We start from the raw sequence: 25,405 nt of genomic DNA on the forward strand, positions 1-25,405 counted from the left end.
TGATCGGAAAGGTCAACTCGCGCTTCTCTACGGCTAGGGACTTGCGTTCCATGTCTCGGGACGGCGTGTTTCATCGGTCACTCCAGGACATGATCGGGAAGGATAATTGGGCCAGCCGCGCGAGGCAATCAGGCGTCGTAGTATCATTTGGATGGCCCAGGGCTGCATCTGGTCCCCCATAGTCTTGGAGGGAATTGAGATTGGGTGTGGTGGCGTTGCGGTCAAAAATCCAGGCAACGCTCGGGGGTATCGGATATCGGCAGATGTCACCGACCGGCGATTCCTCGCCGGACAAAACCGTCGGTCTCCGAGCGGCGCATGGGAATTAGATTGGCAAGGCCGGCGCGCAATGCGACTGTCATTTGTGCCCTGTATTCAGCTTCGTTGCCCATGAGCTCCGCGCGTTTCGACTTCAGCCATGCCGCAACCGGATCTGCAGGATCAGTTGCTAGGGCGATCATGGCGGAAATCGCGGCGAGCGAAGCGTCCTTGTCACCGCCGGCCACGATCCAACTGACGTATGGAATGATCAAGTCGGTACGGTCGGGCGCTACCGCCAAGAGGTGGGCAATGTCGTCACCCCAGTGCTTCACTTCGGGATCCAGGGCGGTCACGATCGGCGGGAAGTTGCCGCTGGATAGCAGCAAGCGGTGCCTGAGCTCGAGGAATGACACCAGGAATGCCGCTCCGGCGCCATGCTCGGCAAGATCTCGCATGATGCAGGAATAGTTGACGGTAGCCAGGATGCGCCGTGTAAACCAAGCAAAGGGAGCGGGTTCAGTTTCTCCCTGGTCCACGAAGCGCCGGAAGAGCGCTGCGTTGATATCGCGGGCCGGGATCAGGTGACCAGCGACCGGACGACACAGTTCGGGATTGGGGACCTGGAGCGGCTGAGCTTGGCGCGTTTTATATTCCAGGTTCGCAACACCGAGCATGATACTGGCGAAGTAGACCAATGAGATGCCTGCTCCAGCTGCCGCCAATGGTGATGCCAGCCCTGCAACTGTGCGGCGGCTGATGGTGCAGCAGCGTCGACGATCGATGTGAGAGACCGAAGCAAAAGCAAGAGCAAGGAATGGCGCCGCCGCGTTGCGAAGGGGACCAGTCACGACCGCGATGGCGAAGCCTATTACCAGGAAGGCAGCTGGAAGAACTGTTCTCGGCCCAGCCCAGACGAGCGGAGAGACAAGCAGCAGGCCAACAAGCAGCGCACCGGCGACGCCGAGCGACGCCAATGACTCCAGCAGGAGATTGCCGCTGTAGAGTTCATCGGTCGGCGTTTTCTGCCACAACGTTCTGGACGAAGTCTCTGACCCAGAGGCAAAAGCGCGCCCCGGAATCGTTCGCAGCTGCTCGGCGATAATGTCAGGATAGGCCCCCCAGCCGCGACCGATCGCCAGATAAAGCGGATTCTGGAAAAGGCTGTCCACGACCGCCCGGGTCTTCCGGGCAGTGGCCCAAAGTGAACCGTATGGCTTGGCGTCGATAGAAACATGATCGCGCGGATCGACTGACGGGATCCCGTCGATGCTCATAATCGCCGGCGTGATCTGCGACGTGGAAACGAGTTCGAGCGGCTCTGGAAGCAGCGCCAATCCCGCCGGGATGCCGAGCAGGAAGGCCGTGGAGGAAATCATTGCTGCGGCCCGGAACCGATCTTTTTCCAGTGCAAAGCGTCCCTTGGCGATAACACTCACTGCAAATGTGGCCACAATGATTGCGACCCACGTCGTCGCGCTTTCCGAAACTGCGGCGCCTACCGCCAGAGCCGCTCCGCCAAGGAAAGGCATGGCCCTTGGCCTTGCGGCAAACAATGGAGTCGCGGCAAGGATTGCCAGAGGGCCAAGCCAGCCACTGGCTGTATGCGGTGGCCAAGCAAGTGTCAGAAGGCTGGCAAGGCATGCGGCTGCTCCGCCGGCCGCCGCATGGGCATTCCTCCACGCGTCCGATCCGATGGCGAGGTAACCCGCGAAGAGCACGGCGCAATCGAGGAACCAAAGGCCACCAATGCCGTAGCCGATCAATCCGTGCAGGGTTCGAGGTGCGTCAAACCCTGCGATCGGAGAGAGCATCGCCTGCAGCACCGTTAATCCGGAAATTGCGGCGAAACATAACGTAACCGGATGCCTTAATGCGGCGGCGGCGCGGCGATCGCCGGCCAGGGCGAGAGCGGCAATCGCCACGGCCAAGAGACCCGAAACGAAATGTAGGGCAACGGTGACGGTTTCCGTTTCGTGCCAGATTCCAATCTTCACCCAGGGCAAACCGAAGGCGAACGCGAACGGTGCCACGAGCAGTAGCGCCCCGAGCACGACGCGCAGCATCGAAGCAAAGATCACAGAGGTCCCCTGTCTGCAGATTGACGAGGAAAAGGTAAGCGACCGCGTCCCAACCGGGCAAGGATTCGTAGACCATCACAACAGGTTGTCTGGGGACAGATCAGGGACAATGCGGCATGGAATGGTGAGCTTGGTTGACGGGCTCTGCTCTGGCCGCCATGACGTCACCAAGGAGACACTCATGAAAATAGCCGCGCTGACTACGCTTGCATTTTTTCTTGTCCCCCAGGTCTCTGCGGCCGGGGATGGCAGCATGCCGGCACCGCCTCGTCGCGAGCTTCCGGTGGTTCTTGATTGGGAGCCAGGGGTCGGGGCGCCGGGAGGCGTCACGCCGATGGAACAGGAGGCCAACGAGCGATTGTCACGGCACCTCTATGTCGAGCGGGTTCTGGACGACGGCATGCCGATCGTCATCCGATGGAAGGTCGAACCGTCCGGCGATTATCCGGCCCCGCCGGAATTGTTCGGGGGACCGACCTATCCGTCCGGCATAGTCCGGATGGAAGTTGGGCAGCGCACAGCGGATGTCGAGGTGAAGCTGACGCCGACCGGAAAGCCGGATTACAAGCGTGAATTCAAGCTTTCACTCTGGGATGCGGAGTCCGAGAAGCAGATTCTCGGGCCGTACATGCTTCCCGTCGAGATCGTGTTCATGGTCCAGGGCGACCTGCGTTGCGCTCCAGGCCGAACGAATCTTTGCGACAATGCCGAGGAGGACGACCCGCCGGTTGTCATGGGGGTTCCTTTGGGCCCGAAACCAGGGAAGACCGAGACGAAACAATGACGGCGAATCGAATCCTTTCACGCGTCGGAACGATGAAATCGGCCGTTACGCGCGAACGTCGCATCAATCCCGTCGGCAGAGCCGCAACCGCTAGCATTCACCGTGAGACCGTTGGCGGGCTGCGGCTGGCTGTGGTCGATATCGAGCAGACGGCCGATTTCATGATCGATGCGGTGTTCCCGCACCGACGAGTCAGTCGTCCTCTAAATCTGACCTCAGCCAATGGCGAAGTGCTCTCACGATGCTCAACCGAGCCGGAAACTGACCGGTTATTCCGTTCTGCCGACATGATCAATGCCGACGGGCAGCCGCTGGTCATGATGTCGAAGCTTCGGTCCGAAAGGCCGCTGCCCGAGCGTGTCGCGACGACTGATCTGTTTCACGTCGTTGCCCACAAGGCACAGGCTCTCGGGCTGACTTTCTACATGTTTGGCGCCAGTGAGATGGAGAACGCAGCCGCTGTCGCAAACGTCCGTCGCATGTATCCGAACCTCAAGATCGTCGGTCATTCGCACGGCTATCTGCGCGGCGAGGCGTTGCAGTCGAAGGTCGCAGAGATCAATGCTCTCGCGCCGGATTTTCTCTGGGTCGCGCTTGGTGTGCCGTTCGAACAGGCATTCGTCGAAGAGTTCATGCCGCGGCTTTCCGGTGTCGGCGTCATCAAGACTTCTGGCGGGCTTTTTAACTTTCTGTCCGGGAGCCGGCAACGCGCGCCGCAATGGATGCAGAACGCAGGATTGGAATGGGCTTGGCGCCTCTGGCTTGAGCCGCGCCGGTTGTTCTGGCGTTACCTGATCACTAATCCGCATGCTCTCTATCTGCTTTTCCGTCGCACCAAGGCGGTTCCATAGTCACGGGGCCAGAGGTCGTGACCCACTGACGCCGGGGATAAACGTGGCTTGACATCGACTGATCTCTAATCCTTGCGCCCCCGTAGTCTCCGTGGCGTTAACCACGGGTATCTGCGGCCTTGGCCGGATTGTCGTCCCTCGGTTCCAGCGGCTTGGTGGCGGTGCTAGAATCGAATCCTTACTGTGGAGGAGAAGTGGAAAATACCCGTTCTTGGCGTGAGCCTGCCTGCCTCTTTGGGCATGATGGGGATCCAATCGTCGTACCAGCCGGGGGGCTGGTCGATTGGGTGAGGGGGTATCCATTATGTCAGTGAAGTTTCGTCCCGCGCTTGTTGCGGGGCTGTTGTCTGCCGCTATCGCTGTTCCGGCGTATGCCGGTGGCTCATTTGAGGGTTTCCATCTCGGAGCATCTGTCGGGCCGCAGTTCGGGGCTGTCGAGGCCACTTTCCCGGGGGCGAAGACCGATCTCGGACCGACCGGCTTCGCGGCCGGTGTGTCGGGAGGCTATGCCTTTTCGATCGCACCCCGTTGGCTGCTCGATGTCGAGGCGACGTTCGATTGGAATGATGCCAAGGCGGATCTCCTGGGGGCGACCTCGATCAAGACCGGGCTTGGCTTCGGTGGGGCGCTGTCGGTCGGATATCAGTTCGATCGTTCCTGGCTCGGTTACGCGAAGGCCGGCTATCAAAGCACCGCCTTCAAGGTCGAGGGCTCGGACGAGAAACGCCTTGGAGGCGTTCTGCTTGGAGGCGGATTGCGCAAGGGCCTCGGAGACGGCTGGTCCGCGAAGGCCGAGTACGACTACGTTTTCTATCCGTCATTCACGGACTCGATTTACGGTGTGACCTGGAAGCCGTCGGCCTCGATCCTGAAATTCGGCGTCGACTATAGCTTCGACGGGCGCCTTTGGTGAGGCACTGAGCTGGCAGGCATGGAACAGGGTGCGACGATAATGGAGGGGCCGTCGCTGGTACCTTCAGAGGGACTATCCGCTGATCTGGCGGACGATCTGGTCTTCGTGGTCGCAACCGACGGCTATGAGGGGCCACTCGACCTCCTGCTTTCGCTTGCGCGGGATCAGAAGGTTGACCTTCGTCAGATCTCCATCCTGCAGCTCGTCGATCAGTACATCGCCTTTGTCGCCAGCAATCGCGACCTGCGGCTTGATCTGGCAGCCGATTATCTCGTCATGGCCGCGTGGCTGGCGCTGCTCAAGTCGCGCCTGCTCCTGCCGGAAGCCGTCAAGCCGGAGGAGAAGCGGTCGGCCGAGGACGATGCGAAGGAGCTGGCCGACGGGATCCGGCGGCTCGCCAAGCTGCGGGAAGCTGTTGCCTTTCTCGACGCCAGGAACCGTCTCGGGCGCGATTGGTTGCCTCCGGGGTCGCTGTCGGATACCGGGCCCAAGAAGATCGGCAGCCGGTCCAGTGCGACGCTGCTCGACATGTTGACCGCCTTTGTTCGCGAAGCCAAGCGCAACGCGCCGCCGCGGATACCGGCCCTCGAGCCGTTCGACTTGAGTTCGGTCGAAGATGCGATCGGACGTCTCTCAGCCCAGGTCGGCCGACTGGAGGGCTGGAATCGACTGCGTGATCTCTTGCCGAGCGGTGGCAGTTCATTGCGACGCCGATCCGAGATTGCAACGCACTTCGTTGCGATGCTGGAGCTTGCCAGGACGGGGCGGCTGACGTTCCGCCAGGAGGATTTATTCGGCCCGATCTGGATCCGGAAAGCGGAGGATGAACTCGATGGCTGATGCCAAGCCTACCGGGCTTGATCCCGTTGTCATCGTGGAATCGGCGATTGCCGTTGCCGGCCGGCCGGTATCGGAACGGGAGCTCGCATCCTATTTGCCGGATGGCACCGACCTCGCGGAGACTTCGGCTGCCCTTGATCGAGCCTACGCCGGCCGCGGTATTGCTCCAGTGCTCACCGCCGGTGGGTGGGTGTTTCGCACGCGGCCGTCGTCTTCTGGCCTCGCCGTGCGCATTTTCGAGGAACGGCACGCCCTGGGACGGGCAGCCACCGAAACGGCAGTTGCAATCGCTCTGTTTGCGCCCGTGACACGATCCGAGATTGAACGGGTCAGGGGCGTGACCCTGGCCAAGGGTACGATGGACGCCTTGCTGCTGGCGGGCTTGATCAGGCCCGGACCACGCCGGGACGGACCAGGACGTCCGCTGACTTGGATGCCGACAGAGCGTTTTCTCGAGCTCTACGATCTCGACTCGCCCGCCTCGATACCGCAATGGAAGGAGTTGCGCGACGAAGGGCTCGATGACATGCGTCGGTCACGAGGTGCTGCTGTCTCACCGGATGAAGGGAACGAGCAGGACGAAGAAGAGCCGGACATCGCAGTTTTTGACGACGAGGTTGTTCAGGACGATCTGCTCCAGGAGCCTTCCACCGACCCCGGCGTCCTGCCGCGCAACGAAAAATAGCGCGGCGTGATATTGAGCCTCTCGACACACTCATACCAGCGCTGCCTGGCCTGACGCACGTCGAGGCCTTCGCGACTGTTGCCGTTGCTTGCTTCATCGGGCGTGTTGCCGTCGAACAGATAGTCGACGTACCTGATCTCGGGCCGCACCGGGAGGAGCCCACACAGGACGATCATCGTGTCGGCCTGGTTGAGATTGCGACCAAGCGTCCAGTCCAGCAAGACCGGATGCAGGCGGGCGTTCTGGTCCGGCAGCCCGTGCGGTAGGAACGAGTCAGCCCGATAAGTCCAAAGCCGCTTCGAAAGATGTCTGCAGCGGGCCTCCGATCCCGCCAGGATCAGGACCCGACGCCCCAGTTTCAGGTGGGCTTCGGCGAGATCACCGATCGACATGGCGTCAGGGTCGGAGGCGAACTCATAAAACGTCACCTGACACGGATAACTGCTTGTGTCTTGCGGCGGTTCCGACTTGCGCGGATGTGGAGGGGTCTGCGAAGTATCGGTCATCGCGGGCGGTCCGCGACATGGCGGGGGCGTGGGTGGCCGGCGATCTGAAACCGATCGATCTTTACGATATCGCGCGGATGTGTTCGATGGCTTACCGTGCCAATCCGTCCCTCGCTGGTTGGCAGGCCTTTGGTGCAGGCGAAATGCGTTTGACCGACGCGCGACTTTACGCGACGCCCTACATCTCGCCGAACGCCGTCGCCTGGTACAAACGCGCCATTGCCGACCGAAGTCCGATCGTCGTGGTGGTCATTCGCGGCGCTGACGCTACCGTTGGCGATTCCGAGCCGACGTCGGCGGAAGTAGCCGCTGCGGCCGAGGTGGTGTCGGCCGTCATGAGATGGGCCGCGACAAAGGGAGACGCACGGTTCGTCGTGGCCGGCTGCGACGCCGGCGCCAGGATCGCGAAGGCAGTCGCTACGGCAGTCGACGCGGACGAACTGACGGTTGTCGCGTTCGGTCGCGAGCGCAGGGGTGAGGTTCCGGACCATATTCGATTGTTCGAGATTGTCGCTGCGCCGAGCGGTGAGCGTCGGCGGCGTGCCGATGGTTATCTGGCAGAGATACGCGCGCTCTACGAGGCCGGCGACCTCGCCGAGATGCTCGGGCGCGACGACGCCCACACGATCATCGAACTTCCCGAGCATCCGGGGTTATAGCCGCCAGGTTAGTCGTGACGGGGATGCGGCACGACCGCGGCCGGCGCCGAGGCGTCGGCCGGCCCGTAGGCCTCCCAAATCCCCCGCAATTGGCGAACGGCCTCGCCCTCGCGCTGGACGTACATGGGGGTGTCCCGGTACTGGGCGGATGCGAAGCCGTCGCGAACCATAGCGGCGGCAATGTCTCGACCTTCAACCTCGCAATGGGCGGACATGATCGCGTCGCCCTCCTGATCGACAGCCTCGCACACGACCGGTCCAACCGACAGGTGCCGCTGCAACTCTGCGCGCGCCTTGCTTCCGCAATTCCACCGGCCGCCGCGGCTATCCGGGCAGGTTTCACCAAGCGAGGGCGCCTCAATGCCGAACAGACGGAACGATTGTCGGCCGAGCAGGATCGTGCTGCCGTCCACTGCGCCGCCCTTGCCGCAGATCAACCGCGGGGCGGGCTTGGGAGCCGGCCGATCCGGCGGAAATTCGTCGACGTAGCCCTTGAAGGGGCTGACGAAGGGGCGTCGAAAACGGCCCTGGTCCAGGCCTGGCTCCGGGACGTGGTAGGTGTCGGTGGCTGCCGGCATTCCGGCGCGGAAGACGTAACTGCCGTCTGCGACTTGATCGCAGGCATTGTGCACCGGGGCGACGACCCTCGCCGCCGGAAGCGGCCGGCTCTTCACGATTGGCAGCGATGTGTCCGCCGCATGGGCGGCAACCGGAACGGCGGCTGCGATAACAAAAGCGACGGCTGTCAGAAGGCGCATTGAGAAATCCTCGTGAATGAAACCTTGACGGACCATAGCGCGTGCCTGCATCGCGATGCATCCCGAAACTTTCGTCCTCCCTGCTCTCAACAGGTTTGTTTCAGGTCGCGAACGGCGCGGTTGACTGAAACCACTGCCTGCCGGAAATAATCAAGGATTCGAATACGGTAACGGCGTCGTATCGAGTGCATTGGGCTGATAGGGGAGTGCAAGCGGCATGGGCGGGCTGTCCGTCGTACCTTTCGATCGAACCGTGATCGATGAGATCGTTGAAGGAGCGAGGGCGCGGCTCGTCGCGTCCTACCCGGACGCGGCGAGCCCGAGGTTTCCCTTCGGCATGCACCACGCCTGCACGCGGCGCCAGGTTCGGTTGCCGACCTCGCGTCGCCATCTCCAGCAGCCTGAAATTGCCGAAAAGCTCGTAGAGTGGGCAAAATTACATGGTGGCGCGCCGCTCTATGCCTGGCAAAGCGTGGCGACAGCGGTCGCTGAACTGGTCGCCGAAAGCAAGGAGAGCCCGGTAGCTCGCGATCTGCTGACCGAAGCGGAAACGGCTCTCCGCACAGCGCCACCGTTCCTTTCCTGGCTCAAGCAAATCGCATTTGCCGAAGAGCGACGAGCTGAGGGCGAGCAATGATTGTGCGGCCTATGATTTTTGCCGATCGTGACGACTTGCCAAACGGCATGGTTCTCGAGTCCCTGGAGGGTAATCTCCAGATCTGGAACGATCGAGGTCAAAGCTGCGGGAGATGCGAACGCCGTGGTTCGCGCTGGCTCTGGAGTGCCTCGGGGACGACCGGAATAGCACCCGACATCGGAATTGCGTGGCTAGCTGTCACGCAAGCGCTGGCCGCAGCCTAGTCCAGTCCTTGCGACTTGCCAGGGCGGGATCGATTGTCGTCTCAATCTTCAAGGGCGAGGCGCAAATGACGGACCGAACGATCATTTTGAGACGCGAATTCCTACTCCGTGATGGAGACGGGAAAAATGTCGACGTCGTGGCGGAGCTTCGTTCTCTCGGCGGACAAACGCCTTGCTTTTCTATCACCTGTCAAAATGGATCGGCTCACGAACTCATCGCGTCCGCGGCTCCGGTCGATATCAAGGCAGAGATTGAGACTTTAATCCAGGTCCATCTCTGCGAGATCAGTGGCGTGCCGGTTCATGCCGTCGAGAACGCCACCTATTGGCTGTCCAGCGCGAAATTCGATGCCGCTGCAAAGACCCTGCACGACGTCATCCCTGTCGAAGATCTCTATATGATGTTCGGCGAATGCACTCGCCGAGCCGAGGATCCTGCGACCCTGAAGGACTATCTGGACCGTGTCACGCCTCAGGCCGGGGTAGCTGCGCGTGCCATCGAGCGCCAGGCTGCTGGTTCCAATCCGGGAATGCGTTTCCGGTCGACCTCGGAGGCGGTCGCGAAGGTTGCCGGGCTCCTTTCTCGGCGGTCGGCTACCGACGCTGAGATTGCACAGTGGGCCAAGGGCAAGTACTCGGATGAAGTGAAGTCGCAACTCCTGGGGGCATTGCGGCGGGGTGTCTTCAGGACGGCCGTTTCAGCGCTGGTTGCCGATCGCTGCATGCCGGTGTGGGCGGAGCGAGCCGAAAAGGCCAAGGCGATCCTGGCAAAGCCGAACTATCGGGTTGAAGGCCGTCCGACGATCGAGGCTGATCCGACGACGTTTACTGGTTTTGCTGCAAAGCACGGTCTTGAGCTAGCCGCGTTGCTCAACAAGCGGCCTGAGGGTTCAGTCGCCGGGAAGTATCGCTGGGATTGCTGGTTGACAGGGCTGGCTTTCCGCAAAGTCGATGAGCAAGAGAAGTCGCTCCATGCACTCGTTCTGCCGTTCTCGTCGCCGGTTGGTAGCGAGCCTACGCTCGAGATGATCCTTGAGCATATGCAGATGGAGTTCTCGGACGTCACGATCTATTCGTGCGACGAGTTCCTCGACACGTTCGAGTATACGGGGAGTGCCAAGCTTATGCGGAAGGGCCAGGATGCTTACAGGAGTATCCAGGACTGGCTCGTGCGCTTCAAGGCGATCCTCGGCGGCGATGAGATCGATGCCGAAACCGGTCTGACGAAAGGCGAATCGGCGTTTCGCGAATTTGCTACCTCCGTCGGGGACAATCCTCCTCTGACCATGGATCACTTCGGGCAGCAGGCGACGTCCGGAGCGGCGCCGGCGCCGTGAGGTGATGCATTTTCCCCTCGCGGCTTGCAGGGGCAGCACCCAGAATGGCCCCAAGCCAGCAACTTTCGTGAATTGAAACGGATCATGAGCGCGAATATTCGTCTAGAAACTCATCCCGGCTACTACCTGCACGACGCTCGTGGGTGCATCGTTGGCATCAGCGAGATCGGTGTTGCGGCCGAGCCGGAGCGAGAGACGGTCACCGGCGGTGGTCTGGTCGATTTGCCGGATGATGACCGCGCTCCTTCGATCGCCGTGCTTCATGCTCCGTCGATGCCCCAGCGCTTTCTATCGGTGGAAATTACCGGGGGCGGCGTGTTTATGGTCCGCACCGATGGGGCTCGGTGCAGTATACTCTGTGACCCACTGGTGGCCGAAGAGGTCGCAAGGCGCGGCTCCATGCTCGTCAAGGAGGCCGGTGATCATCACAAGGACTGCCTGATTTACGAGATTGCGATTGTTGCGCCCGAATACGAGAATTCGATGAGGATGTGAGATGGTTTCCTCGGGACGTCAGAAGCAAGTGCTGGTCGGGACTGTGCGGGCCATCAAGGATGGCCGCGCAGTCGTTCGCACGCCTGACGGGAAAGGATTTCTCTTCCGGATCAAGGGTCGCATGCCGTCACTCGGAGAAAACGTCGTCGGCAAGGTCGATTCGGTCCGCCGCGATGGGCTCATGACGCTTGATCTCAGCGAGCGCCAAAGCCTGAAATCAAGCACGATCTCCTTCTTCGGTGATCCGGAGATTTTCTCCCGGATCTTCAAGCGTGTTTACACCGGTGCTGCGGCCTACGCGCCGGGGCGGGGGGATACGCTCGATCGACTGCGTCTTACCGGTGATGCTGATCTTGACTGGGCGCTCATGGTGTTTGGGCCGGAGGCAGATCGCGAGGGCGTCGCGCTGAATGTGCTCGACGTCCGCGCCCTCGCGGCCGCGTCCTGGGCCAACGAACGCCTCGAGGACCTCCTGCCGTCCGACACCTGCCGGGATCCCGACTCGACCGAAGCCCTGCTCACCTCGCTTCGTTCCGGGTTTGCACCGACCACCCGCATGATTCTCGAGACGTCACTTTCGTCTCAGGAAAGCGTCGATTTTGTTTTGCCCTATTCTCCGCTTGCCGGCGGCTGGAATTTTGTAAGGCGCGAAGCTATGGCGGCTCGGCGCATGTGGCCCAATGTGACCATCGATGCGGCCAGCGCACGGCGGTTGTCGGCTGCGCGTCAGATGGCCATGGTTTTCGCGTCGCGGGTCATGCCGAAGACGATTCTAACCGATGATGATGATCTTGTTCGCACTATTTCCCGCCGGCGTCTCGTCGACGCCTTTGCGACGGCGGCGGCATCTCTCGCCTGGCTGCGTGCCGGCGGTGACCGCTCTGTGCTGGAATCGTGGTCGCGGGCGAAGAAGGCTTCGGCCGCGATGCTATCGGAGGCGCCCGACGCCGAGCAGCGCGCCGCTATTTTGTGTGGCATGACGTCTGCTGCCATTGATCGCGTTCTGGCCGGCGATCGCGGACGGCCGCTGCTAAAGGAAGCCGCTGTGGCGGCCGCGGCAACCTGCGCCCAGATGGAAGATCCCAACAACCGTATCCGCATGATCGAACTCGCCGCGGTAGGCGAGAAGGCCCGCGCCGAAATGTTCGTCGATTGCGATGAGATCGCGCTCGATGAAAAGGCGCGCCGGCGGGCGATCTGGCGGACAGACCTGGATGACATCATTGCCCACCTTGGCCGCGATACTGTCGCCCTGTCGCGCCTCGCGTCGACTGGCCGCTCTTCGGTGCCGCTTGGTTGTCTCGACGACTTCGATGACCGAATGCTCGAGTTGGGGCTCGACATCGAGCCGGCCTTCGCGGATGGCCTTGAAATCGCGGTTCCAGGACCGCCGTCTTAAGACGGGGCGCGGCCGAGGCGCTACGTTCTCGTCGTCGGGATGTGCTGTCGGCAAACTCTTGCGGGTGCGTTTGACCACGAGGCTTAGAGCGCAGACGAAAGCTGCGTCAAGGTTTCGGTCTGTCCGGATGCATCTGACTGCGACACGCGCTGGACCTTCGGTGTTGGCCAGCTCGGCGTCACTGTCGTAACGACGAGGCTAGCGCCGCGCAGCCATTGTGTCTTCGTCAGATCGGCCATGTCGGCTGAAGCGCGCTGGATGGCTTCCGAAGCGCCGCGCTCAGAGGCGCGGTTGAACACTGCGCTCCAGTTCGAAGTGCGCCCCGCGGGGAAATAGAGATCGTCTTCCAAGAGCGTCATTCCAGTGTCGAACAGCACCTCCACCCGATCACTTGTCCAACGATAATTGAGGTATGCCGGGAATTGCCGGGGATCGTTGGTGCTCAAGCGAACGGCGATCCGGCGCGGCGGCATTGGCACCGGTGAGGTCTTTTCGCTCGTGGCGGCCAGTTTGGATGGTGCTGATCCCGGTAGGGGAAGATCCTGACCATCAACGGCGGCGAGCGCGGCAATCGCGGCCCTGGCCCGATTGTCTGGCACCTTCTCTCCAACCGCCGCCCGACCTGCCGCCGGAGCGCCCAGCACGGCCAATGCCTGCTCGATGCCGTCGGCATCCGGACCGCGCGTTGGGACGGCTGGTGTAGCTACATTGGGGTCGAACATCTCCCGCTCGATCGAGGTTTTGACTCTGATCGGGTCCGTCGCGGTGAGCGGTGCCACAGCCGGTTCGGCCGGCTTGGGCTCGATTGCTGGGGCCTCGTAGGTTCGGAAGCCAGGCTCGGGGACGCCAAACCGCGGCACGAATGAGCAGACAGCCCCCTGGTAGCGCTGCGTCAGGCCTTCCTTCCAATCTTCGCTTGCCTCGACCGCTGGACGATCATCGAGGAAGACGGTCCTTGTGCCTCGGCTGCAGTTCGCGCGGACGCGGGGTCCAGGGACGGCTTCGCTGGTGACCGGCGGCACCACGGGCGTCGTCCCGGCGGTCCCAGTTGTCGCGAGCTGAACTGGTGCGGATGGCGTGGGTGCAGGAAGTGCCACTTGCCGTTCGGCGACGGCGGGCACCGCAGAGAGCGGACGATAGTCGCGCGCGACAGGCGTTGCGGTCCCGGCTACGAGGGGAACTGCAAGGACGAATCTCATGACCTGGTTGAATTCGGCTTGGCCGCGCACCCAGCGTGCCGCCACCAGTGTCCTGGCGGTGACGTTCCGGACGAGCTTATCGCGAAGACTACGAAAGGGTTCGTCGATCCCGTCGCTAACGACGGACGGTCGCAACGCTACTATTGCCTGAGGCTTCTTGGCCTGGTCGTAGTTCAAGACGAAATGCTCCCCGCATTATCGGCGCAAACTGGCAAACATAGACGAATCCTTCAAGCTGATGCAGGCGCGCATCTGTGGACGGCGGTGGATGGGAAGCCGAACGGTTAACGTGGCCGGAACGCCTCCTGTTGAAAACACGGTTTTCATCGCTTTGGAGTTGACTTGAACGTCGCTGGGCCCGACGGAAAAGACGATGGACAATGCTGTGCAAGACTCCCTGGATGATGACCGGCAGGCCCGACTTGGCTTCATTCGGGCGGCCCTCGACGTCGTGATGGTGTTTGACGGCGAAATGCAGTTGGCTTGCTTCCGGACGCTCCTCAAGCTTTGTGAGGTCTGTGAGAGCCAGAGCGATGGGATGCCGACCCTGGCACTTGCCAATCTGCTCTACGATCCGAGCAGAAAACAACGGACCAACGTGACCCGGCACCTTGTGTTTCTTCGGGACAGGGGCCTGGTCGAAACAGGCAAGGATCCTCGCGACTCGCGTGTTCACCTCAACCGGCCAACCGATTTGGCGAGAGAGTTATGCCGAGCGATCAGCAGTTTGCCGGACGCCATCGACAAAGCTGCAAGCTAGTCGTCGTCCTCGGGGTGCTCCGCCGGCAGCGGCGTCCGCCCGTTCATGACCCAGCGGGCTCCTATCACGAACAGGAGGGCAAAGCCGGCGACCCCGCCGACCGACAGGGGTATCGATATCCAAAGGGGTGCCGTCGCCAATAGCTTTTCAGCGCTCTGCTGGATGAACAGACCGCCGAACAGGCCGATGACGATTAACAGCACATCCTTCAGCATCTTTTTTGGCTTTGCGCGGGTGGGAACAACATGGATCCACCTTGGCGAGCATACTCTGAGGATGGTCGGGAACCAAAGCGAAACGCAAGGATTCGAACAGGAAAGGCGGTCGTCCTTTGTGCGGCCCTATGGCGCTGGTCCAGAACCAGGTTCATCCTCGGCCTCGAGTTCTGTGTCATCGACATCGAGCTCCTCGAGTTCGCAAACGACGCTATCCCGCACGCTGACGTCAAATCCCGCCTCCTCGAGGAGGGCCTGCACGCCTCCAACGCAGCCACCGCCATCCAGGTTATACCAGGCACCGGTCAGCGAGATTCGCATGGTTTCCGGGTCTAGCGTTCCATCCTTGATCCAGGCGCGCACACGGTCTGACTGGTGCGGCGGGATATTGTCGCAGCCCCAGGAGCGGCGGGCACGAAAGCCCGCGGCGCGACAGCGCCCGAGAGCCTCTTTGATGGCCTGTCCCAGTTCGCGAAAGGCCGGATCCTTCAGATCTTCGCTGAGCTCTCCGTCAATGACCAGCATGTCCCCGGTCCACCGGGACAGATCGGCCGCGAGCTGCGCGCGGTATGAGTATGCCAGTTGGGAGCCGAGATTGTGGTTTGCGGAGCCGCAGGCCGATCCCGGATGGACCAGGATCAGGACGGCTCTCCTTTCAAGTGTGACGGCGTTTGACATCTGTTAACTGTCTGGCAGCGCGCTGAAAGGCACAAGTATGAACGAAGTAGTCGAATCCTTGAAGAGTCGATAGACTAGTTCGCAATGAACGTCATCAGTACCAGGTCCATCGAAATTGCCGCCGGCATGGCCGCCGATCCAGCCGTTCGTCCGGTCGTCAAGGAGTGGATGCGGCGCGCGGCGGAGCGGCATATCCGGAAGTCACCGGAGATGCTTGAGAAGATCGTCTCACGGCATCAAATCGAGGATGAAGTCGCCCGCAACTCCCGTTCGAAGCAGTGGCGGTTGAGCAAAGCTAAAAGTCGGGAGCTGGTTGATAAGTTGTCGGCCCAGTTGGAGGTCGGAACCGAGTTCTACGTCTTCGACTTCAATCGGAACGCGGCTTTCCAGGATTTCCTCGAGGAAGCGCGCAGCGTTCTTGACTGGCTAGATGCTATCCCGAGGTCCGATCGCCACCTCAAGCGTATCGATCGCGTATCCTATCGAGAAGCGGCCGGGATCTCGGCAGATTGGCACCGTCGGCTAGTTGAGCTCACCACGAATTCGAATGACGTCACAGAGGAGATAGACGTCATTGAGAGCTTCGATGACGGCTGTCGTTTTGTCGAGCTCAAGGGAGCGATCGCCCTTCTTCGGGAGGGAAGCTGCATGAATCATTGTGTGGGAGGTCGTGGGTACGTCGAGGCGGTGAAAAATGGCTCGACCAGGATCTTTTCATTGCGGGATCCGTCGAACCGCCCGCATGTCACGATCGAGGTGCGTCGGACGTACCGGCGGAAAGCATTCTGCGCGGTCCAGATCAAGGGAAAAGGAAATGCAGCCCCCGCGCTAAACGGCAGTTGGGCTGCCTACTGCCGGGCGTTCGTGATCTCCCAGGGGTGGGAAGTCACGCGTGATGGCAATCTGATTGGCCTTTACACCATCGGAGGTCGGACGTTCGATGATCCTGACGAAATGCTTGGAGCGCTGCTCGATCAGGTTGACGCTGAGAGACTCGGTGCACTTCGAGGCGGGTCGCTTTCCAGGGTTCTTGGAGATGCCGGAATAGCTGGTGTCATTCTGCGCAATGTGGATCGTTTGAAGGACGGGACGCGGCGGCGACTTCTCAAGGTCCTGACGCCTGACCAAGAGCCGGCATTCCAGACGGAGCTTGTGATGGTACACGAACACGGACCAAATGCGCGGAATATCGAAGTGCGTACGTTGGCGATGCCGTCGGCGTTGATGGAAGCGCTCGCGTCCGGCTTCTTCTTCGGAATTGAAGGCGAGGCATCCAGTGCGATCGGACCCTACCTCGACAAAGCCGTCGCCGAGATGAAGGCCGAACCGCATCACGTCCATAAGCTTGAGATGGGAGGTTTGCCCAAGGGGGCAGACCTTCTCCAGCAAGTGATGGCATATTGCGGGCTTACGAAGAAGCTGGATGACGTGCGTACGAGCGTGCTGTCGGCACGCAACAAGGTTGTTGGAGAACTCTCCTCGGCGATCCGGCGGGCAGCGCGCTCCGGCGAGACGCCTCCGCCGGCCGTTGGAGACTGGGCGCGTCAACTGGCCCACTTGGAACTCGTGTCCCGACCCGCGGTCGAGAAGATGACGTTGGATAGCCGGCACCTCGTGATTTGAGATCCTATGGAGCCGGCTGCGCCGCATCTTCTTCGTCGTCTTCGGGTCCCTCATACTCGTCCGCAGACCGGACTTCGCAGCGCCGGCTTGTGAGTGCGGCCATTTCGGCATGCAGTTCATAAGCCCTGTCGTCGGAGCCCAACCCGCCCTGCGGCTGCCATTGCCGTCGAAGCAACTCGAGATTTTGATCGAAGAATACCGTACGCAGGCAATCGGCAAGGACTGCGCGTGCCTCGTGATGGCGCCCTTCGGCGTGAAGTCGCCCGACAATTCCGGTCATGGCCTGCTGCAGCTTGGAATGAACCCCGTTGCAGCGATTGCGAATGAAGAACCTGGCGACCTCCGGCGTCTCGGTCCAGTTCCGACCGGTTGAACTGGTCCAGAGTTCGACAAACTCACTGAGGTCGGAGAAACTCTCGCCCTCGCCACGCGGCTTGCCGGTTCCGCCACCGGCAAGCCGCGTGGCGTCAACCAGGAACTCGTCGAACCGGGCTGCTTCGTTCGCGTACAGAGTCTCAGCTGGACCCCAAAGACCCGGAGTTTTCGCCGTCAGTGCCTCGAATACATCGGCGTGCACGAACATCGTCATGAGCTTTGACTTACCGTATGGCCAGCCAAGATCGACTTCGATGTCCTCGCCTTTCTTCGCGGCGTTCTCGATGACGGCGAACTCCGCGCCCGTTGCTGCCTTCAAGGAAATCGGGGCGTGGGCATGATCGATCTTCTCGGCGAATCCATAGTCGTCATAACGCCCGCGAAACGGCAGCGAGAGAGCCTGCCAGTACGGCGTGGCTCCGGTGAAGCCGGTCACGCCGGAGGCTCGGTATCCATAAGACTTGCCGATCACGAAGCCGACCACGGGATCCTGATACTCGATCGCCATGTGAGTTATGGCGCAGGTCTGACAGAAAGAGCCCATATTTCGACATCCTCTCAACAGTCGTGTCGAGTCGATTTATCGTTTGCGCCGGCAAACTGCAAGTGCGAGAGTCTCGGCGGAACGTGGACCAAAACCCGATTGCCCGATACATTCGCAGCGCAGTGAGATAGGCAGTGGAATGGGTTCGGCATGGCCAAGGACTCGTTGACAATACCTGAGCCGAAATCTGGACCATGATCGCTCGCCGGCGGAAGAAGGCCCGCTCGACTATACTCGATTTTGTCGCGCCGGGACTGAAGCACGTCTTCACGACGCGCGCGAGTCGCAGGTTGGCCATTGCCGGCGCCGCAGCGGTGGTTGCGACAGTGTTGGTCCGCGAAGATGGTTTCCCTCTGCCTGCGAATGCGACCAGTTTCATCAGCCAGGCCTCCGCGTCGGTTTCCGACGGAGCCTATCGTGCTGCCGATGCTGTGCTCGGGCCAGCTTCTGACGTTTTGGACGCCAAAATGAATGGAATGACCCGTTTTCTCGGACGGCGGTTTGAGGAGGTGCGCAAAGGGCTTGATCAGGCCGTTGTGGCGGTGGATCGCCACCTGAATCCGGCCGACTACTCGGATGAACCTGAAGTGCTAATAACCTCTGCGGTTAGCTCGGCTACCACAGGTTCCCCACCGGTGATCCGGTCGACGGATTACCAGACGCATAGCCGGAAGCGAAAAGCACCCCATTCTCGACGCAGGTCGCCCCACAGAGCGCCGGGCGGTGGTCCACGGCTTTAGCGGCTCAAGCGAGCGTCAGTTCCGGTGTCTCGGCTTCGACCTCTGCGCCCGGCGCCTTAGCTGCGCGGTCGGCGATTAGTGAAGCATACCGTTCGTGAATGGAGCTGCGATCGAGGTACGACGTCTGGAAACCGAAGAGCTCGCTGAGCTGATTGCGGACTGAGGCGAGGATGTCCGCCTCGTCGTTCGTCAGCATGCGGGTCGGCCAACCCTTGACGAACTGCATATCCTTGGTGATTGCACTTTCGATCTTGACCCGTTTGACAGCGGTTTCCTTCGCCGTTGCGATATCGGCCTGCAGTTCTGTGCCGAGAAGGTCGGGTGCGATATCGGCGAGCCATCGGTTGCCCTGGAAGGCAAAGGAGCTCTGCGCTTCGAGTCCGACCATGCGACGGAAGATGTCGTGTGATTCAGCGAGCTTGGCCGCGGCCTGCAGATCCGCGAGGCTCGACATGATGCAGAACCTGCACGAAACCCTCGTGAGGGTCGCATAGGCGGGATGAGGCTTCATACCCGCCTCGGCGATCGAGGCGAAGACTTCGCCCAGCTTCCAGTTTGATATTGGTCTCCAACTATAATTGCCGTTGGTGTCACGAGAAGCTATCGTGCCCTTGGCACGGGCAGGACTCTCTTCGCGGCGAACGCCGGTGACGTTGATGACGGTCTGGCCTTTGAACCTGCGGCGCAGTTCGGATGCAATTATTTGTGTCTTCAACTCTGAGGTGCAAAACCTCATTGACGGCGTCGACCAAGGAAGGATTAACTTCACGACTTCCAACCCGGTCCAGCGTCGTATACTCGATTGCCACCGAGACTCCCAACGCGCCATCATGTCGCCGCTGATGCGCCTGACCACGACGAGGTAGATGCCCAACCGCTTCGACATTTCTTCACAGATCCGGATCGAGTCGTCCCATTCCACGGACCCAAGGTCGCTGTGAATCAGGATACGCGGGCCTTTATGCCCGTTAGCATCTAAATGGGAGAGGGTTGCGATCGCGGCAGCTTGGCTATCTTTGCCGCCGGAGACCCCAATCGCAACCGGTGCATCGGCCGCAATCAGTTTTTCGATCGCTGGATCGGTGGCAACGGGGGGCATCATGTGTGCGGGCTCCGGGAAACTTTGTTCGGATGACCGTAGATGCCGCCCCGGCAAGTCGGAAGAGCGAGCGAGCCTTAGGCGGCCTTGGTCTGGACCCGCTTCTCGAGATACTCGCGAGCGGCGCCGACAGTAACGAGGCCCTCGGCAACGTCGTCAGTTATCTCGACGTCGAACTCCTCTTCGAGGCTCATGATTAGTTCTACGATGTCGAGGCTGTCGGCCCCCAGATCATCAACGAAACGCGCACTATCAACCACCTTCTCGGGCTCGACGCCCAGATGTTCGACTACGACCTTGCAAACTCGCTCGGCGATATCAGACATTGAAGTTCCTTCGCTCCTGATTTGAGAGGCGCTCTGTACCAGCAAGGATTGGAGACGACCATAACGAATCCTTGACTGCCCCCGATATTCGCAGGCCTGCAGGTTCGGCACTAGAAGGATCAGGCGAAGGCGGTCGATCGTCAGCGCGAGAACTTCGCCGGAACCGCGAAGTCCGGTGTCACCGGCAAGCGGACGACGGACCTCCAGCACATCGCCGGCGTCATCATCGTGCTCGGTCGCGCAAAGAATGATGAGTACCCCGGGGCGTGAAGGGCCTGGCAAGGCCGATTCGGCTGCAAATTTGGTGTGTCAAGCGCAAGCTGATCTCCACGAATCAATGGAACCGAGGCAAACTCGGGCATGGCCCACAGCGATTCGACTGCGCGCAAGCTTGAGGCTGAAGCGCCGGCCTTCCGCTCTCCTCCTCACAATATCGAGGCGGAACAAGGTTTGCTCGGCGCCATCCTGGTCAACAATGACGCTTTCTATCGCGTTTCCGATTTCCTCGAGCCCAAGCACTTCTTCGAGCCGTTACACCAGACGATCTTTGAAACGTCCAGCAGCTTGATCCGGATGGGCAAGATAGCCACGCCGATCACGCTCAAGACGTTTTTGCCATCCGATACCGATTTGGGGGGCATGACCCTTGGTCAGTACCTTGCCCGGCTGGCGGCCGAGGCGACGACCATCATCAACGCGCAGGACTACGGCCGGGCTATCTTTGATCTATCAGTACGTCGAAACCTCATCGGCATCGGCGAGGATATGGTCAATGTGGCCTACGATGCCCCTGTTGATGCCGCCCCTAGCCGGCAGATCGAGGAGGTTGAGCGGCGGCTCTATGAGATCTCGGAAACCGGCCGGTATGACGGCGGCTTCCGGCGCTTCTCCACTGCCTTGACGTCTGCCGTAGACATGGCTGCGAAGGCATTCCTGCGCGATGGCAGCCATTCGGGCCTCGCAACCGGACTCAGCGATCTTGACGCCAAAATGGGCGGCCTGCAGCCTTCTGACCTCATTATCGTCGCCGGCCGGCCTGGGATGGGAAAAACGTCGCTTGCGACCAACATCGCTTACAACGTCGCCAGGGCCTACCGCGGCGAACTTCAGGCCGACGGTTCGACCCGTGCGGTGGAAGGAGGAGTGGTCGGGTTCTTTTCCTGCGAGATGTCGGCTGAACAGCTTGCTACCCGGATTATCTCCGAGCGCAGTGGCATCACATCGAGCGCTATCCGTCGCGGCGACATATCCGAAGCCGATTTTGCAAAGATCCGCGATTGTGCGATGGAGCTCGAGGCGCTGCCTTTCCATGTCGATGAGACCGGTGGGTTGGCGATCTCGCAGCTGACGGCTCGCGCCCGCCGGCTTAAGCGCCAGCGAGGGCTGGATCTTCTTGTTATCGACTATATCCAGCTGCTGCAGGGGTCGGGTCGGCGTTCCGAAAACCGTGTCCAGGAAATCACTGAGATCACCACCAGCCTGAAGGCGCTGGCAAAGGAGCTGAACGTCCCGATCATCGCTCTTTCTCAGCTGTCGCGGAAAGTCGAGGACCGCGAGGACAAGCGGCCGCAACTTGCTGATTTGCGCGAGTCGGGCTCGATTGAACAAGACGCCGACGTGGTGATGTTTGTCTTCAGGGAGGAGTACTATCTGGCAAACTCCTCGCCGCGGCCCGGCACGCCAGAATACGAGGAATGGCAAGCTAATCTGTTGAGGTCGAGCGGCAAGGCTGAGGTCATCATCGGTAAGCAACGCCATGGCCCAACTGGGACGGTGGAACTGCAATTCGATGCCGCGGTGACCCGGTTTAGCGACCTGGTGCGTTAAGCTTCGTTTCGGTCAGGTCTTCCGGCAAAGACGGCTTCGGGGTAGGGTCATCCCGGTGAGCGAGGTCGTGTCGTGAATGAGCGTGTTTCCCCAGCCATGTTGGCTGAGCTTCAATTCCTGCAATGGCTCAAAGAGGAGTGCGGATACCGCGATCCGCGACCGCTTCCTGGCGGTCGATGGGCGGCGATTTCGCCGCTTATGTATACCCATGCGATCATCGTCGGCTCGGTCGGCTCGTATCTCGGGTATGATGATCGTTGGTGCTACGATTCCTATGATCGGGCGAAGACGGCTCTGGATGCGTGGGATGGCATGGGCGAACCGGATGGCTGGCACAGGCATCCAATGACTGGTCGCCGACGGATCGAGGGAGAGCCCGCGTCCGAATATATGGCGCCCTGAGTTAGGTTACGGCGCAGGCGTCAGCCGCGGACCAACCTCGATGACCATCGAGCATAGGTTCTCCATCATGCGACGTTCTGACGGGAGTCCTATGGCGTTATCCACGACGCGCGTGCCGGAGATGAACTCGTCGCGAACGCGGTGCTCGTGCCCGTGAATCCAAAGCTGTATTCCGTCGACCTCCTCCAGCAGAGTGGTCGTTGGAGGATAGTGCGTGACGACAACATCAGGCCTCGCCGCCTTTAGGGCGTCACGGGTCATCTCGAATTGGCGTCTGACATCGCGGTTCTTCGCGCGCCGATCCATGACCCCGGGCCCCTGCACATGAACTGGTTCTCCGAAGGGCAGGGCGCCATGCGGGACGGGGTGTTGCTCCATTCCAGACATGATCGCCGAGAGATTCGGTCTGCGAGCCCTGGGATCCTGTAACATTGGCTCCCAAAGGGTCGCCCCGAAGAAGACGACCCCGTCGATCTCAATGGTGGTGTTCTGAAGGAAGTGCACCCCGGTGCGCTCGCCGGCTTCCATGCCTTGCCGTTGGACCACTTCGAATGAACTGCCCCAGTGGCAATGATTCCCGGCCACGTAGATCGCGGGCCTTCCTCCCGCCATTGCGGCCGCCGTCTGGACGCCGCACACAACGTTACCGTCCATGACGTCGCCGGCCAGAATAAGCACGTCGAAATCCTCTGGCCGCTTGCGGCCCGGGTCCCAATCCTTGCGGACCTCGCGGTGGAGGTCGGAGACGATCCATAGTTTCATGCCGCCAGTTCTAGGGCTGAACCCGGCATGCTTCCAGTCCGGTGATTTTTTCTACGTTAACGCCCGCTATGGCCCACTTTTGTCCTCACGCTGCCCCGGACACGGCGCCCATACGGGTCGGTCCTAGCTCTCGAACGCCGGTGGCAATGGCTGTGTTTGCGATTTACTGGCGCTGGCCTGACAATCCGAGCTCAGTTCAAGAGGCCGGACATGGACGCGACCGAACAGCTTTTCCAGCAGATGATCAAGGATGAGGGAACCATCTCCCCCTTCGTGATCACGCGCGTTCACCAGGCAACCTCCGGTCAAAGCCTCGATGCCCACGGGCAGCATCTCGGTGAGGTAGCGCTCGATTTCGCGCGGAAAGGTCATGTTTCGCGTGAGAGCGCGCTGATCGACCCTTTTCTCACGCTCTATGCGCCGGATCCTGGCTCGTCCTATCACGCCGCATTGGCACTCAAGACCCCCGAAGACATGTTTCTCCTGATCGTCGAGTGGTCCGGAAAGCCGGACCCGAAGCTCGACAGGCTGCTTGACGAAATTCTTGAAAAGAAGGGCGCGCGCCTTCGCCCGCGAAGAGACCCCGCCGGACCCGATTATTCGAGGATTTCGGAGGTGCGCGTGTTGCGGCTCAAAAACGAGGATGAGATCGCTGCTGCATTGAAAGACGCTCAGGAGAGCGTCTGGAGTCCGTCCTTGATGATTCGGGCGAGGACCTCTTATCGCTTCCAGGGAGACAGGCAGTGGAGCCCCGGCAACATCAGCGTTGAATCGGAAGGCATCGACCGGTGGCCGGAGTTCTTCGCGGTCCTTCGCAGGGTCTTGACCGCCCATGACGCCGGTCGTGTCGTGCGCGACGGTGCCGAGTACGCAACCCGCATCTTCCCGAACGAGGCTGGTCCACGGAACGACCTGCCGGACTACGAAGCCGCACGTCTCCTCGGATTCTCGACCGCCGCCGCCGATGGCTTCCTGCCGGGGGAAAATGCCGAGGTCATGTTCCGCGGACTGGAGCGCTTCAAGGCCGAGGCCGACGTTCGTTATCTGCTCAACCGTGACTTTCTGACCGGCATCTACCAGCACTGCCTCACTCAGGGTCACGTCGCTGAGACGAGCGAGTTCGAGTGCAATGACATGAAGGACTACGTTCACGTCGTCGAACGTGACGGAGTGGTCAGCTTGCATCTTCGTGACCAGAACCGCCGTACGCGTGTGGATTTCACGGTGGATGGGGATACGGTGACGTCCCTTGACGTGTGGAGCGCCCCGATCAGCTCCCCGAAGGACCTCAGTCGACTTGCGAAATTCGATATCAGGGCTGGTTACCGGGTGGAGACGCTCGAGGCGCCCTCGATCAGGCTCGACGGGATAAGAGCCTGGAGCTCGTTCGTCATCGGTGTGGAGTCAGTCGCCGTGTCCCTGGATGAGTACTATTCCGTTGCGTCGCCGGCGCCTTAAAATTCGTCTATACGATTGCGCTCCGCGGCCGTTGCGGCTTGCCGCTTTGCATGCATCATGCCTTCCTAAGCGCCTGCACGGATGGATTTGCCATGAGCCTGGACTACCCTGTCGATCGTTTTGCCCGTCTCAAGCTTGAAGGGCGCCAATTCGCGTGGCGTACCGGGAAGGTGATCCCGCACAAGGCCCCACTCGAGATAGTCGATCCGCTGGAAGCATACGCGCCGTTCCTGTTCGACAGCCTCGCAGCCGCTCAGAAGTCGCATGCCGATGACATGGTTAAGCTCTGGAATATGGTGGCAGATGGCCGCATGAGCAGCGACGACGCTTACGCGGTGGACGAAATCATGGGAATTTTTCGGTGCACCATCGAAGCGGATGGTCGGATCCACGCCACTGATCCCGGCCATCACCTGCCCACTATCGCGGAGCGTCGAGCATTTGAGGACCGCAGGTTCGGTCCGACCGGCGAATTTGAGATCACCCGCGAGGATGCCTTCGCGGCTCACGGCATTACCGATCCATTGGCGTCGCTAGCGCGTTCGATGTGAAGGGCGGCGAGCAAAGCACGAGAGAGTCGTGTGGTGCCTGGCAAGCGGCCCATGCCGCCCGCTGGCTTTCGTAGGTCTGGCCATCTGTCCCGATCACGATGCGGTCGTACGGGATCATCTTCGGGTCATCGAGAGTGACGTTGTAGATGTACCAGCACCATGGATGGCCGTCGTTTCGATAGGTGGAATGGTCTGCCATGAACGCGAGGGCTTTGTCGCGGCTACTTGCGACAAACGCCAGGTCAGACTCGACGTTCGAACTGTTGGGCGTTGAGGCCGCCAATGGTGAGCGGACTTCAATAATGGTGACCGTTGTCATCCGGCGTTGCTCCGTGAATTGATCCGAAAGCCAATGGTTATAGCCAAGGCGGTGTACCCGTGTGAATGACCTGGGGACAAATCAGGGGATATTAACCCTC

27 protein-coding genes are annotated in these 25,405 nt (G+C 60.9%); 16 read left to right on the top strand and 11 right to left on the bottom strand.

Annotated elements, in window-relative coordinates; all coding sequences use genetic code 11:
* Window positions 1-266: 266 nt before the first annotated feature.
* Entirely contained in the window at window positions 267-2,339 is a 2,073-nt protein-coding gene (locus tag ACVIGB_RS00530; RefSeq protein WP_456717600.1) for a hypothetical protein, read from the bottom strand.
* A gap of 181 nt (window positions 2,340-2,520) precedes the next feature.
* On the opposite strand from ACVIGB_RS00530, the gene ACVIGB_RS00535 reads away from it, so the two are divergent.
* The 5 genes from ACVIGB_RS00535 to scpB all read left to right on the top strand — a co-directional run bounded on the left by ACVIGB_RS00535 (window position 2,521) and on the right by scpB (window position 6,412).
* Window positions 2,521-3,123, top strand: a complete 603-nt coding sequence (locus ACVIGB_RS00535) for a hypothetical protein (protein ID WP_456717599.1) — start codon at window positions 2,521-2,523, stop codon at window positions 3,121-3,123.
* Entirely contained in the window at window positions 3,120-3,974 is an 855-nt protein-coding gene (locus ACVIGB_RS00540; RefSeq protein WP_456717598.1) for a WecB/TagA/CpsF family glycosyltransferase, read from the top strand. Before ACVIGB_RS00535 ends, ACVIGB_RS00540 begins: the two co-directional genes overlap by 4 nt.
* Window positions 3,975-4,278: 304 nt before the next feature.
* On the top strand, window positions 4,279-4,887 hold the full coding sequence (locus tag ACVIGB_RS00545) for an outer membrane protein (protein WP_456717597.1): 609 nt from the start codon (window positions 4,279-4,281) through the stop codon (window positions 4,885-4,887).
* 18 nt (window positions 4,888-4,905) lie between these two features.
* A complete protein-coding gene (locus ACVIGB_RS00550) occupies window positions 4,906-5,727 on the top strand; it encodes a segregation and condensation protein A (protein WP_456717596.1) in 822 nt (273 codons plus the stop codon).
* Complete coding sequence (gene scpB / locus ACVIGB_RS00555; RefSeq protein WP_456717595.1) at window positions 5,720-6,412, top strand: SMC-Scp complex subunit ScpB; 693 nt, start codon at window positions 5,720-5,722, stop codon at window positions 6,410-6,412. The genes ACVIGB_RS00550 and scpB overlap by 8 nt, the downstream gene beginning before the upstream one ends.
* Here the strand turns inward: scpB and ACVIGB_RS00560 are convergent.
* Window positions 6,349-6,918, bottom strand: a complete 570-nt coding sequence (locus tag ACVIGB_RS00560) for a DNA polymerase III subunit chi (RefSeq protein ID WP_456717594.1) — start codon at window positions 6,916-6,918, stop codon at window positions 6,349-6,351. The two genes, scpB and ACVIGB_RS00560, sit on opposite strands and share 64 nt — an antisense overlap.
* Window positions 6,919-6,950: 32 nt before the next feature.
* On the opposite strand from ACVIGB_RS00560, the gene ACVIGB_RS00565 reads away from it, so the two are divergent.
* Entirely contained in the window at window positions 6,951-7,577 is a 627-nt protein-coding gene (locus tag ACVIGB_RS00565; RefSeq protein ID WP_456717593.1) for a hypothetical protein, read from the top strand.
* Window positions 7,578-7,585: 8 nt separating this feature from the next.
* Here the strand turns inward: ACVIGB_RS00565 and ACVIGB_RS00570 are convergent, their stop codons facing one another.
* Window positions 7,586-8,386, bottom strand: a complete 801-nt coding sequence (locus tag ACVIGB_RS00570) for a thermonuclease family protein (RefSeq protein WP_456717592.1) — start codon at window positions 8,384-8,386, stop codon at window positions 7,586-7,588.
* Window positions 8,387-8,552: 166 nt separating this feature from the next.
* On the opposite strand from ACVIGB_RS00570, the gene ACVIGB_RS00575 reads away from it, so the two are divergent.
* The 4 genes from ACVIGB_RS00575 to ACVIGB_RS00590 all read left to right on the top strand — a co-directional run bounded on the left by ACVIGB_RS00575 (window position 8,553) and on the right by ACVIGB_RS00590 (window position 12,427).
* Complete coding sequence (locus tag ACVIGB_RS00575) at window positions 8,553-8,972, top strand: hypothetical protein (RefSeq protein WP_456717591.1); 420 nt, start codon at window positions 8,553-8,555, stop codon at window positions 8,970-8,972.
* A 289-nt stretch (window positions 8,973-9,261) separates the two neighbouring features.
* Window positions 9,262-10,533: a hypothetical protein gene (locus ACVIGB_RS00580; RefSeq protein WP_456717590.1), complete on the top strand. Its 1,272-nt coding sequence runs from the start codon at window positions 9,262-9,264 to the stop codon at window positions 10,531-10,533.
* 84 nt (window positions 10,534-10,617) lie between these two features.
* On the top strand, window positions 10,618-11,028 hold the full coding sequence (locus tag ACVIGB_RS00585; RefSeq protein ID WP_456717589.1) for a hypothetical protein: 411 nt from the start codon (window positions 10,618-10,620) through the stop codon (window positions 11,026-11,028).
* A gap of 1 nt (window position 11,029) precedes the next feature.
* Entirely contained in the window at window positions 11,030-12,427 is a 1,398-nt protein-coding gene (locus tag ACVIGB_RS00590; protein WP_456717588.1) for a hypothetical protein, read from the top strand.
* An 83-nt stretch (window positions 12,428-12,510) separates the two neighbouring features.
* On the opposite strand, the gene ACVIGB_RS00595 is transcribed toward ACVIGB_RS00590, so the two are convergent.
* Window positions 12,511-13,803, bottom strand: a complete 1,293-nt coding sequence (locus ACVIGB_RS00595) for a hypothetical protein (protein ID WP_456717587.1) — start codon at window positions 13,801-13,803, stop codon at window positions 12,511-12,513.
* Between the two features lie 196 nt (window positions 13,804-13,999).
* On the opposite strand from ACVIGB_RS00595, the gene ACVIGB_RS00600 reads away from it, so the two are divergent.
* Window positions 14,000-14,386 carry a hypothetical protein gene (locus ACVIGB_RS00600; RefSeq protein ID WP_456717586.1) on the top strand — a complete coding sequence of 129 codons (387 nt, stop codon included), beginning with the start codon at window positions 14,000-14,002 and terminating at the stop codon, window positions 14,384-14,386.
* Here ACVIGB_RS00600 and ACVIGB_RS00605 read toward each other — a convergent pair.
* Together ACVIGB_RS00605 and ACVIGB_RS00610 are read right to left on the bottom strand one after the other, a co-directional pair.
* On the bottom strand, window positions 14,383-14,601 hold the full coding sequence (locus ACVIGB_RS00605; RefSeq protein WP_456717585.1) for a hypothetical protein: 219 nt from the start codon (window positions 14,599-14,601) through the stop codon (window positions 14,383-14,385). The two genes, ACVIGB_RS00600 and ACVIGB_RS00605, sit on opposite strands and share 4 nt — an antisense overlap.
* Before the next feature lie 126 nt (window positions 14,602-14,727).
* On the bottom strand, window positions 14,728-15,279 hold the full coding sequence (locus ACVIGB_RS00610; protein ID WP_456749064.1) for a hypothetical protein: 552 nt from the start codon (window positions 15,277-15,279) through the stop codon (window positions 14,728-14,730).
* Window positions 15,280-15,363: 84 nt separating this feature from the next.
* On the opposite strand from ACVIGB_RS00610, the gene ACVIGB_RS00615 reads away from it, so the two are divergent.
* Entirely contained in the window at window positions 15,364-16,902 is a 1,539-nt protein-coding gene (locus tag ACVIGB_RS00615) for a PcfJ domain-containing protein (RefSeq protein WP_456717583.1), read from the top strand.
* A 4-nt stretch (window positions 16,903-16,906) separates the two neighbouring features.
* Here the strand turns inward: ACVIGB_RS00615 and ACVIGB_RS00620 are convergent, their stop codons facing one another.
* From ACVIGB_RS00620 to ACVIGB_RS00630, 3 genes are all read right to left on the bottom strand, one after another.
* Window positions 16,907-17,785, bottom strand: a complete 879-nt coding sequence (locus ACVIGB_RS00620; RefSeq protein WP_456749065.1) for a hypothetical protein — start codon at window positions 17,783-17,785, stop codon at window positions 16,907-16,909.
* Between the two features lie 780 nt (window positions 17,786-18,565).
* Complete coding sequence (locus ACVIGB_RS00625; protein ID WP_456717581.1) at window positions 18,566-19,663, bottom strand: phosphoadenosine phosphosulfate reductase domain-containing protein; 1,098 nt, start codon at window positions 19,661-19,663, stop codon at window positions 18,566-18,568.
* Between the two features lie 74 nt (window positions 19,664-19,737).
* Complete coding sequence (locus ACVIGB_RS00630; RefSeq protein WP_456718247.1) at window positions 19,738-19,986, bottom strand: acyl carrier protein; 249 nt, start codon at window positions 19,984-19,986, stop codon at window positions 19,738-19,740.
* 360 nt (window positions 19,987-20,346) lie between these two features.
* Between ACVIGB_RS00630 and ACVIGB_RS00635 the strand changes: the two genes are divergently transcribed.
* Window positions 20,347-21,813, top strand: a complete 1,467-nt coding sequence (locus ACVIGB_RS00635; RefSeq protein WP_456717580.1) for a replicative DNA helicase — start codon at window positions 20,347-20,349, stop codon at window positions 21,811-21,813.
* A 72-nt stretch (window positions 21,814-21,885) separates the two neighbouring features.
* The gene (locus ACVIGB_RS00640; protein ID WP_456717579.1) at window positions 21,886-22,215 is read left to right on the top strand and encodes a hypothetical protein; all 330 of its coding nucleotides are present in this window, start codon (window positions 21,886-21,888) and stop codon (window positions 22,213-22,215) included.
* A 6-nt stretch (window positions 22,216-22,221) separates the two neighbouring features.
* Here the strand turns inward: ACVIGB_RS00640 and ACVIGB_RS00645 are convergent, their stop codons facing one another.
* A complete protein-coding gene (locus tag ACVIGB_RS00645) occupies window positions 22,222-22,977 on the bottom strand; it encodes a metallophosphoesterase (protein ID WP_456717578.1) in 756 nt (251 codons plus the stop codon).
* Window positions 22,978-23,187: 210 nt separating this feature from the next.
* On the opposite strand from ACVIGB_RS00645, the gene ACVIGB_RS00650 reads away from it, so the two are divergent.
* Entirely contained in the window at window positions 23,188-24,435 is a 1,248-nt protein-coding gene (locus tag ACVIGB_RS00650; RefSeq protein ID WP_456717577.1) for a hypothetical protein, read from the top strand.
* 92 nt (window positions 24,436-24,527) lie between these two features.
* Entirely contained in the window at window positions 24,528-24,986 is a 459-nt protein-coding gene (locus ACVIGB_RS00655) for a hypothetical protein (RefSeq protein WP_456717576.1), read from the top strand.
* Here the strand turns inward: ACVIGB_RS00655 and ACVIGB_RS00660 are convergent.
* Window positions 24,949-25,305, bottom strand: a complete 357-nt coding sequence (locus ACVIGB_RS00660; protein ID WP_456717575.1) for a hypothetical protein — start codon at window positions 25,303-25,305, stop codon at window positions 24,949-24,951. The genes ACVIGB_RS00655 and ACVIGB_RS00660 overlap by 38 nt on opposite strands.
* Window positions 25,306-25,405 lie beyond the last annotated feature (100 nt).

This window comes from Bradyrhizobium sp. USDA 4341 (assembly GCF_054063755.1).

Bases quoted from the DNA above. Each gene is read 5' to 3' on its own strand.
- ACVIGB_RS00535 (WP_456717599.1), top strand. From the start codon at position 2,521: ATGAAAATAGCCGCGCTGACTACGCTTGCATTTTTTCTTGTCCCCCAG.
- ACVIGB_RS00540 (WP_456717598.1), top strand. From the start codon at position 3,120: ATGACGGCGAATCGAATCCTTTCACGCGTCGGAACGATGAAATCGGCC.
- ACVIGB_RS00545 (WP_456717597.1), top strand. From the start codon at position 4,279: ATGTCAGTGAAGTTTCGTCCCGCGCTTGTTGCGGGGCTGTTGTCTGCC.
- ACVIGB_RS00550 (WP_456717596.1), top strand. From the start codon at position 4,906: ATGGAACAGGGTGCGACGATAATGGAGGGGCCGTCGCTGGTACCTTCA.
- scpB (WP_456717595.1), top strand. From the start codon at position 5,720: ATGGCTGATGCCAAGCCTACCGGGCTTGATCCCGTTGTCATCGTGGAA.
- ACVIGB_RS00560 (WP_456717594.1), bottom strand. From the start codon at position 6,918: ATGACCGATACTTCGCAGACCCCTCCACATCCGCGCAAGTCGGAACCG.
- ACVIGB_RS00570 (WP_456717592.1), bottom strand. From the start codon at position 8,386: ATGCAGGCACGCGCTATGGTCCGTCAAGGTTTCATTCACGAGGATTTC.
- ACVIGB_RS00575 (WP_456717591.1), top strand. From the start codon at position 8,553: ATGGGCGGGCTGTCCGTCGTACCTTTCGATCGAACCGTGATCGATGAG.
- ACVIGB_RS00580 (WP_456717590.1), top strand. From the start codon at position 9,262: ATGACGGACCGAACGATCATTTTGAGACGCGAATTCCTACTCCGTGAT.
- ACVIGB_RS00585 (WP_456717589.1), top strand. From the start codon at position 10,618: ATGAGCGCGAATATTCGTCTAGAAACTCATCCCGGCTACTACCTGCAC.
- ACVIGB_RS00590 (WP_456717588.1), top strand. From the start codon at position 11,030: ATGGTTTCCTCGGGACGTCAGAAGCAAGTGCTGGTCGGGACTGTGCGG.
- ACVIGB_RS00600 (WP_456717586.1), top strand. From the start codon at position 14,000: ATGGACAATGCTGTGCAAGACTCCCTGGATGATGACCGGCAGGCCCGA.
- ACVIGB_RS00605 (WP_456717585.1), bottom strand. From the start codon at position 14,601: ATGCTGAAGGATGTGCTGTTAATCGTCATCGGCCTGTTCGGCGGTCTG.
- ACVIGB_RS00610 (WP_456749064.1), bottom strand. From the start codon at position 15,279: ATGTCAAACGCCGTCACACTTGAAAGGAGAGCCGTCCTGATCCTGGTC.
- ACVIGB_RS00615 (WP_456717583.1), top strand. From the start codon at position 15,364: ATGAACGTCATCAGTACCAGGTCCATCGAAATTGCCGCCGGCATGGCC.
- ACVIGB_RS00620 (WP_456749065.1), bottom strand. From the start codon at position 17,785: ATGGCGATCGAGTATCAGGATCCCGTGGTCGGCTTCGTGATCGGCAAG.
- ACVIGB_RS00625 (WP_456717581.1), bottom strand. From the start codon at position 19,663: ATGATGCCCCCCGTTGCCACCGATCCAGCGATCGAAAAACTGATTGCG.
- ACVIGB_RS00630 (WP_456718247.1), bottom strand. From the start codon at position 19,986: ATGTCTGATATCGCCGAGCGAGTTTGCAAGGTCGTAGTCGAACATCTG.
- ACVIGB_RS00635 (WP_456717580.1), top strand. From the start codon at position 20,347: ATGGCCCACAGCGATTCGACTGCGCGCAAGCTTGAGGCTGAAGCGCCG.
- ACVIGB_RS00645 (WP_456717578.1), bottom strand. From the start codon at position 22,977: ATGAAACTATGGATCGTCTCCGACCTCCACCGCGAGGTCCGCAAGGAT.
- ACVIGB_RS00650 (WP_456717577.1), top strand. From the start codon at position 23,188: ATGGACGCGACCGAACAGCTTTTCCAGCAGATGATCAAGGATGAGGGA.
- ACVIGB_RS00655 (WP_456717576.1), top strand. From the start codon at position 24,528: ATGAGCCTGGACTACCCTGTCGATCGTTTTGCCCGTCTCAAGCTTGAA.
- ACVIGB_RS00660 (WP_456717575.1), bottom strand. From the start codon at position 25,305: ATGACAACGGTCACCATTATTGAAGTCCGCTCACCATTGGCGGCCTCA.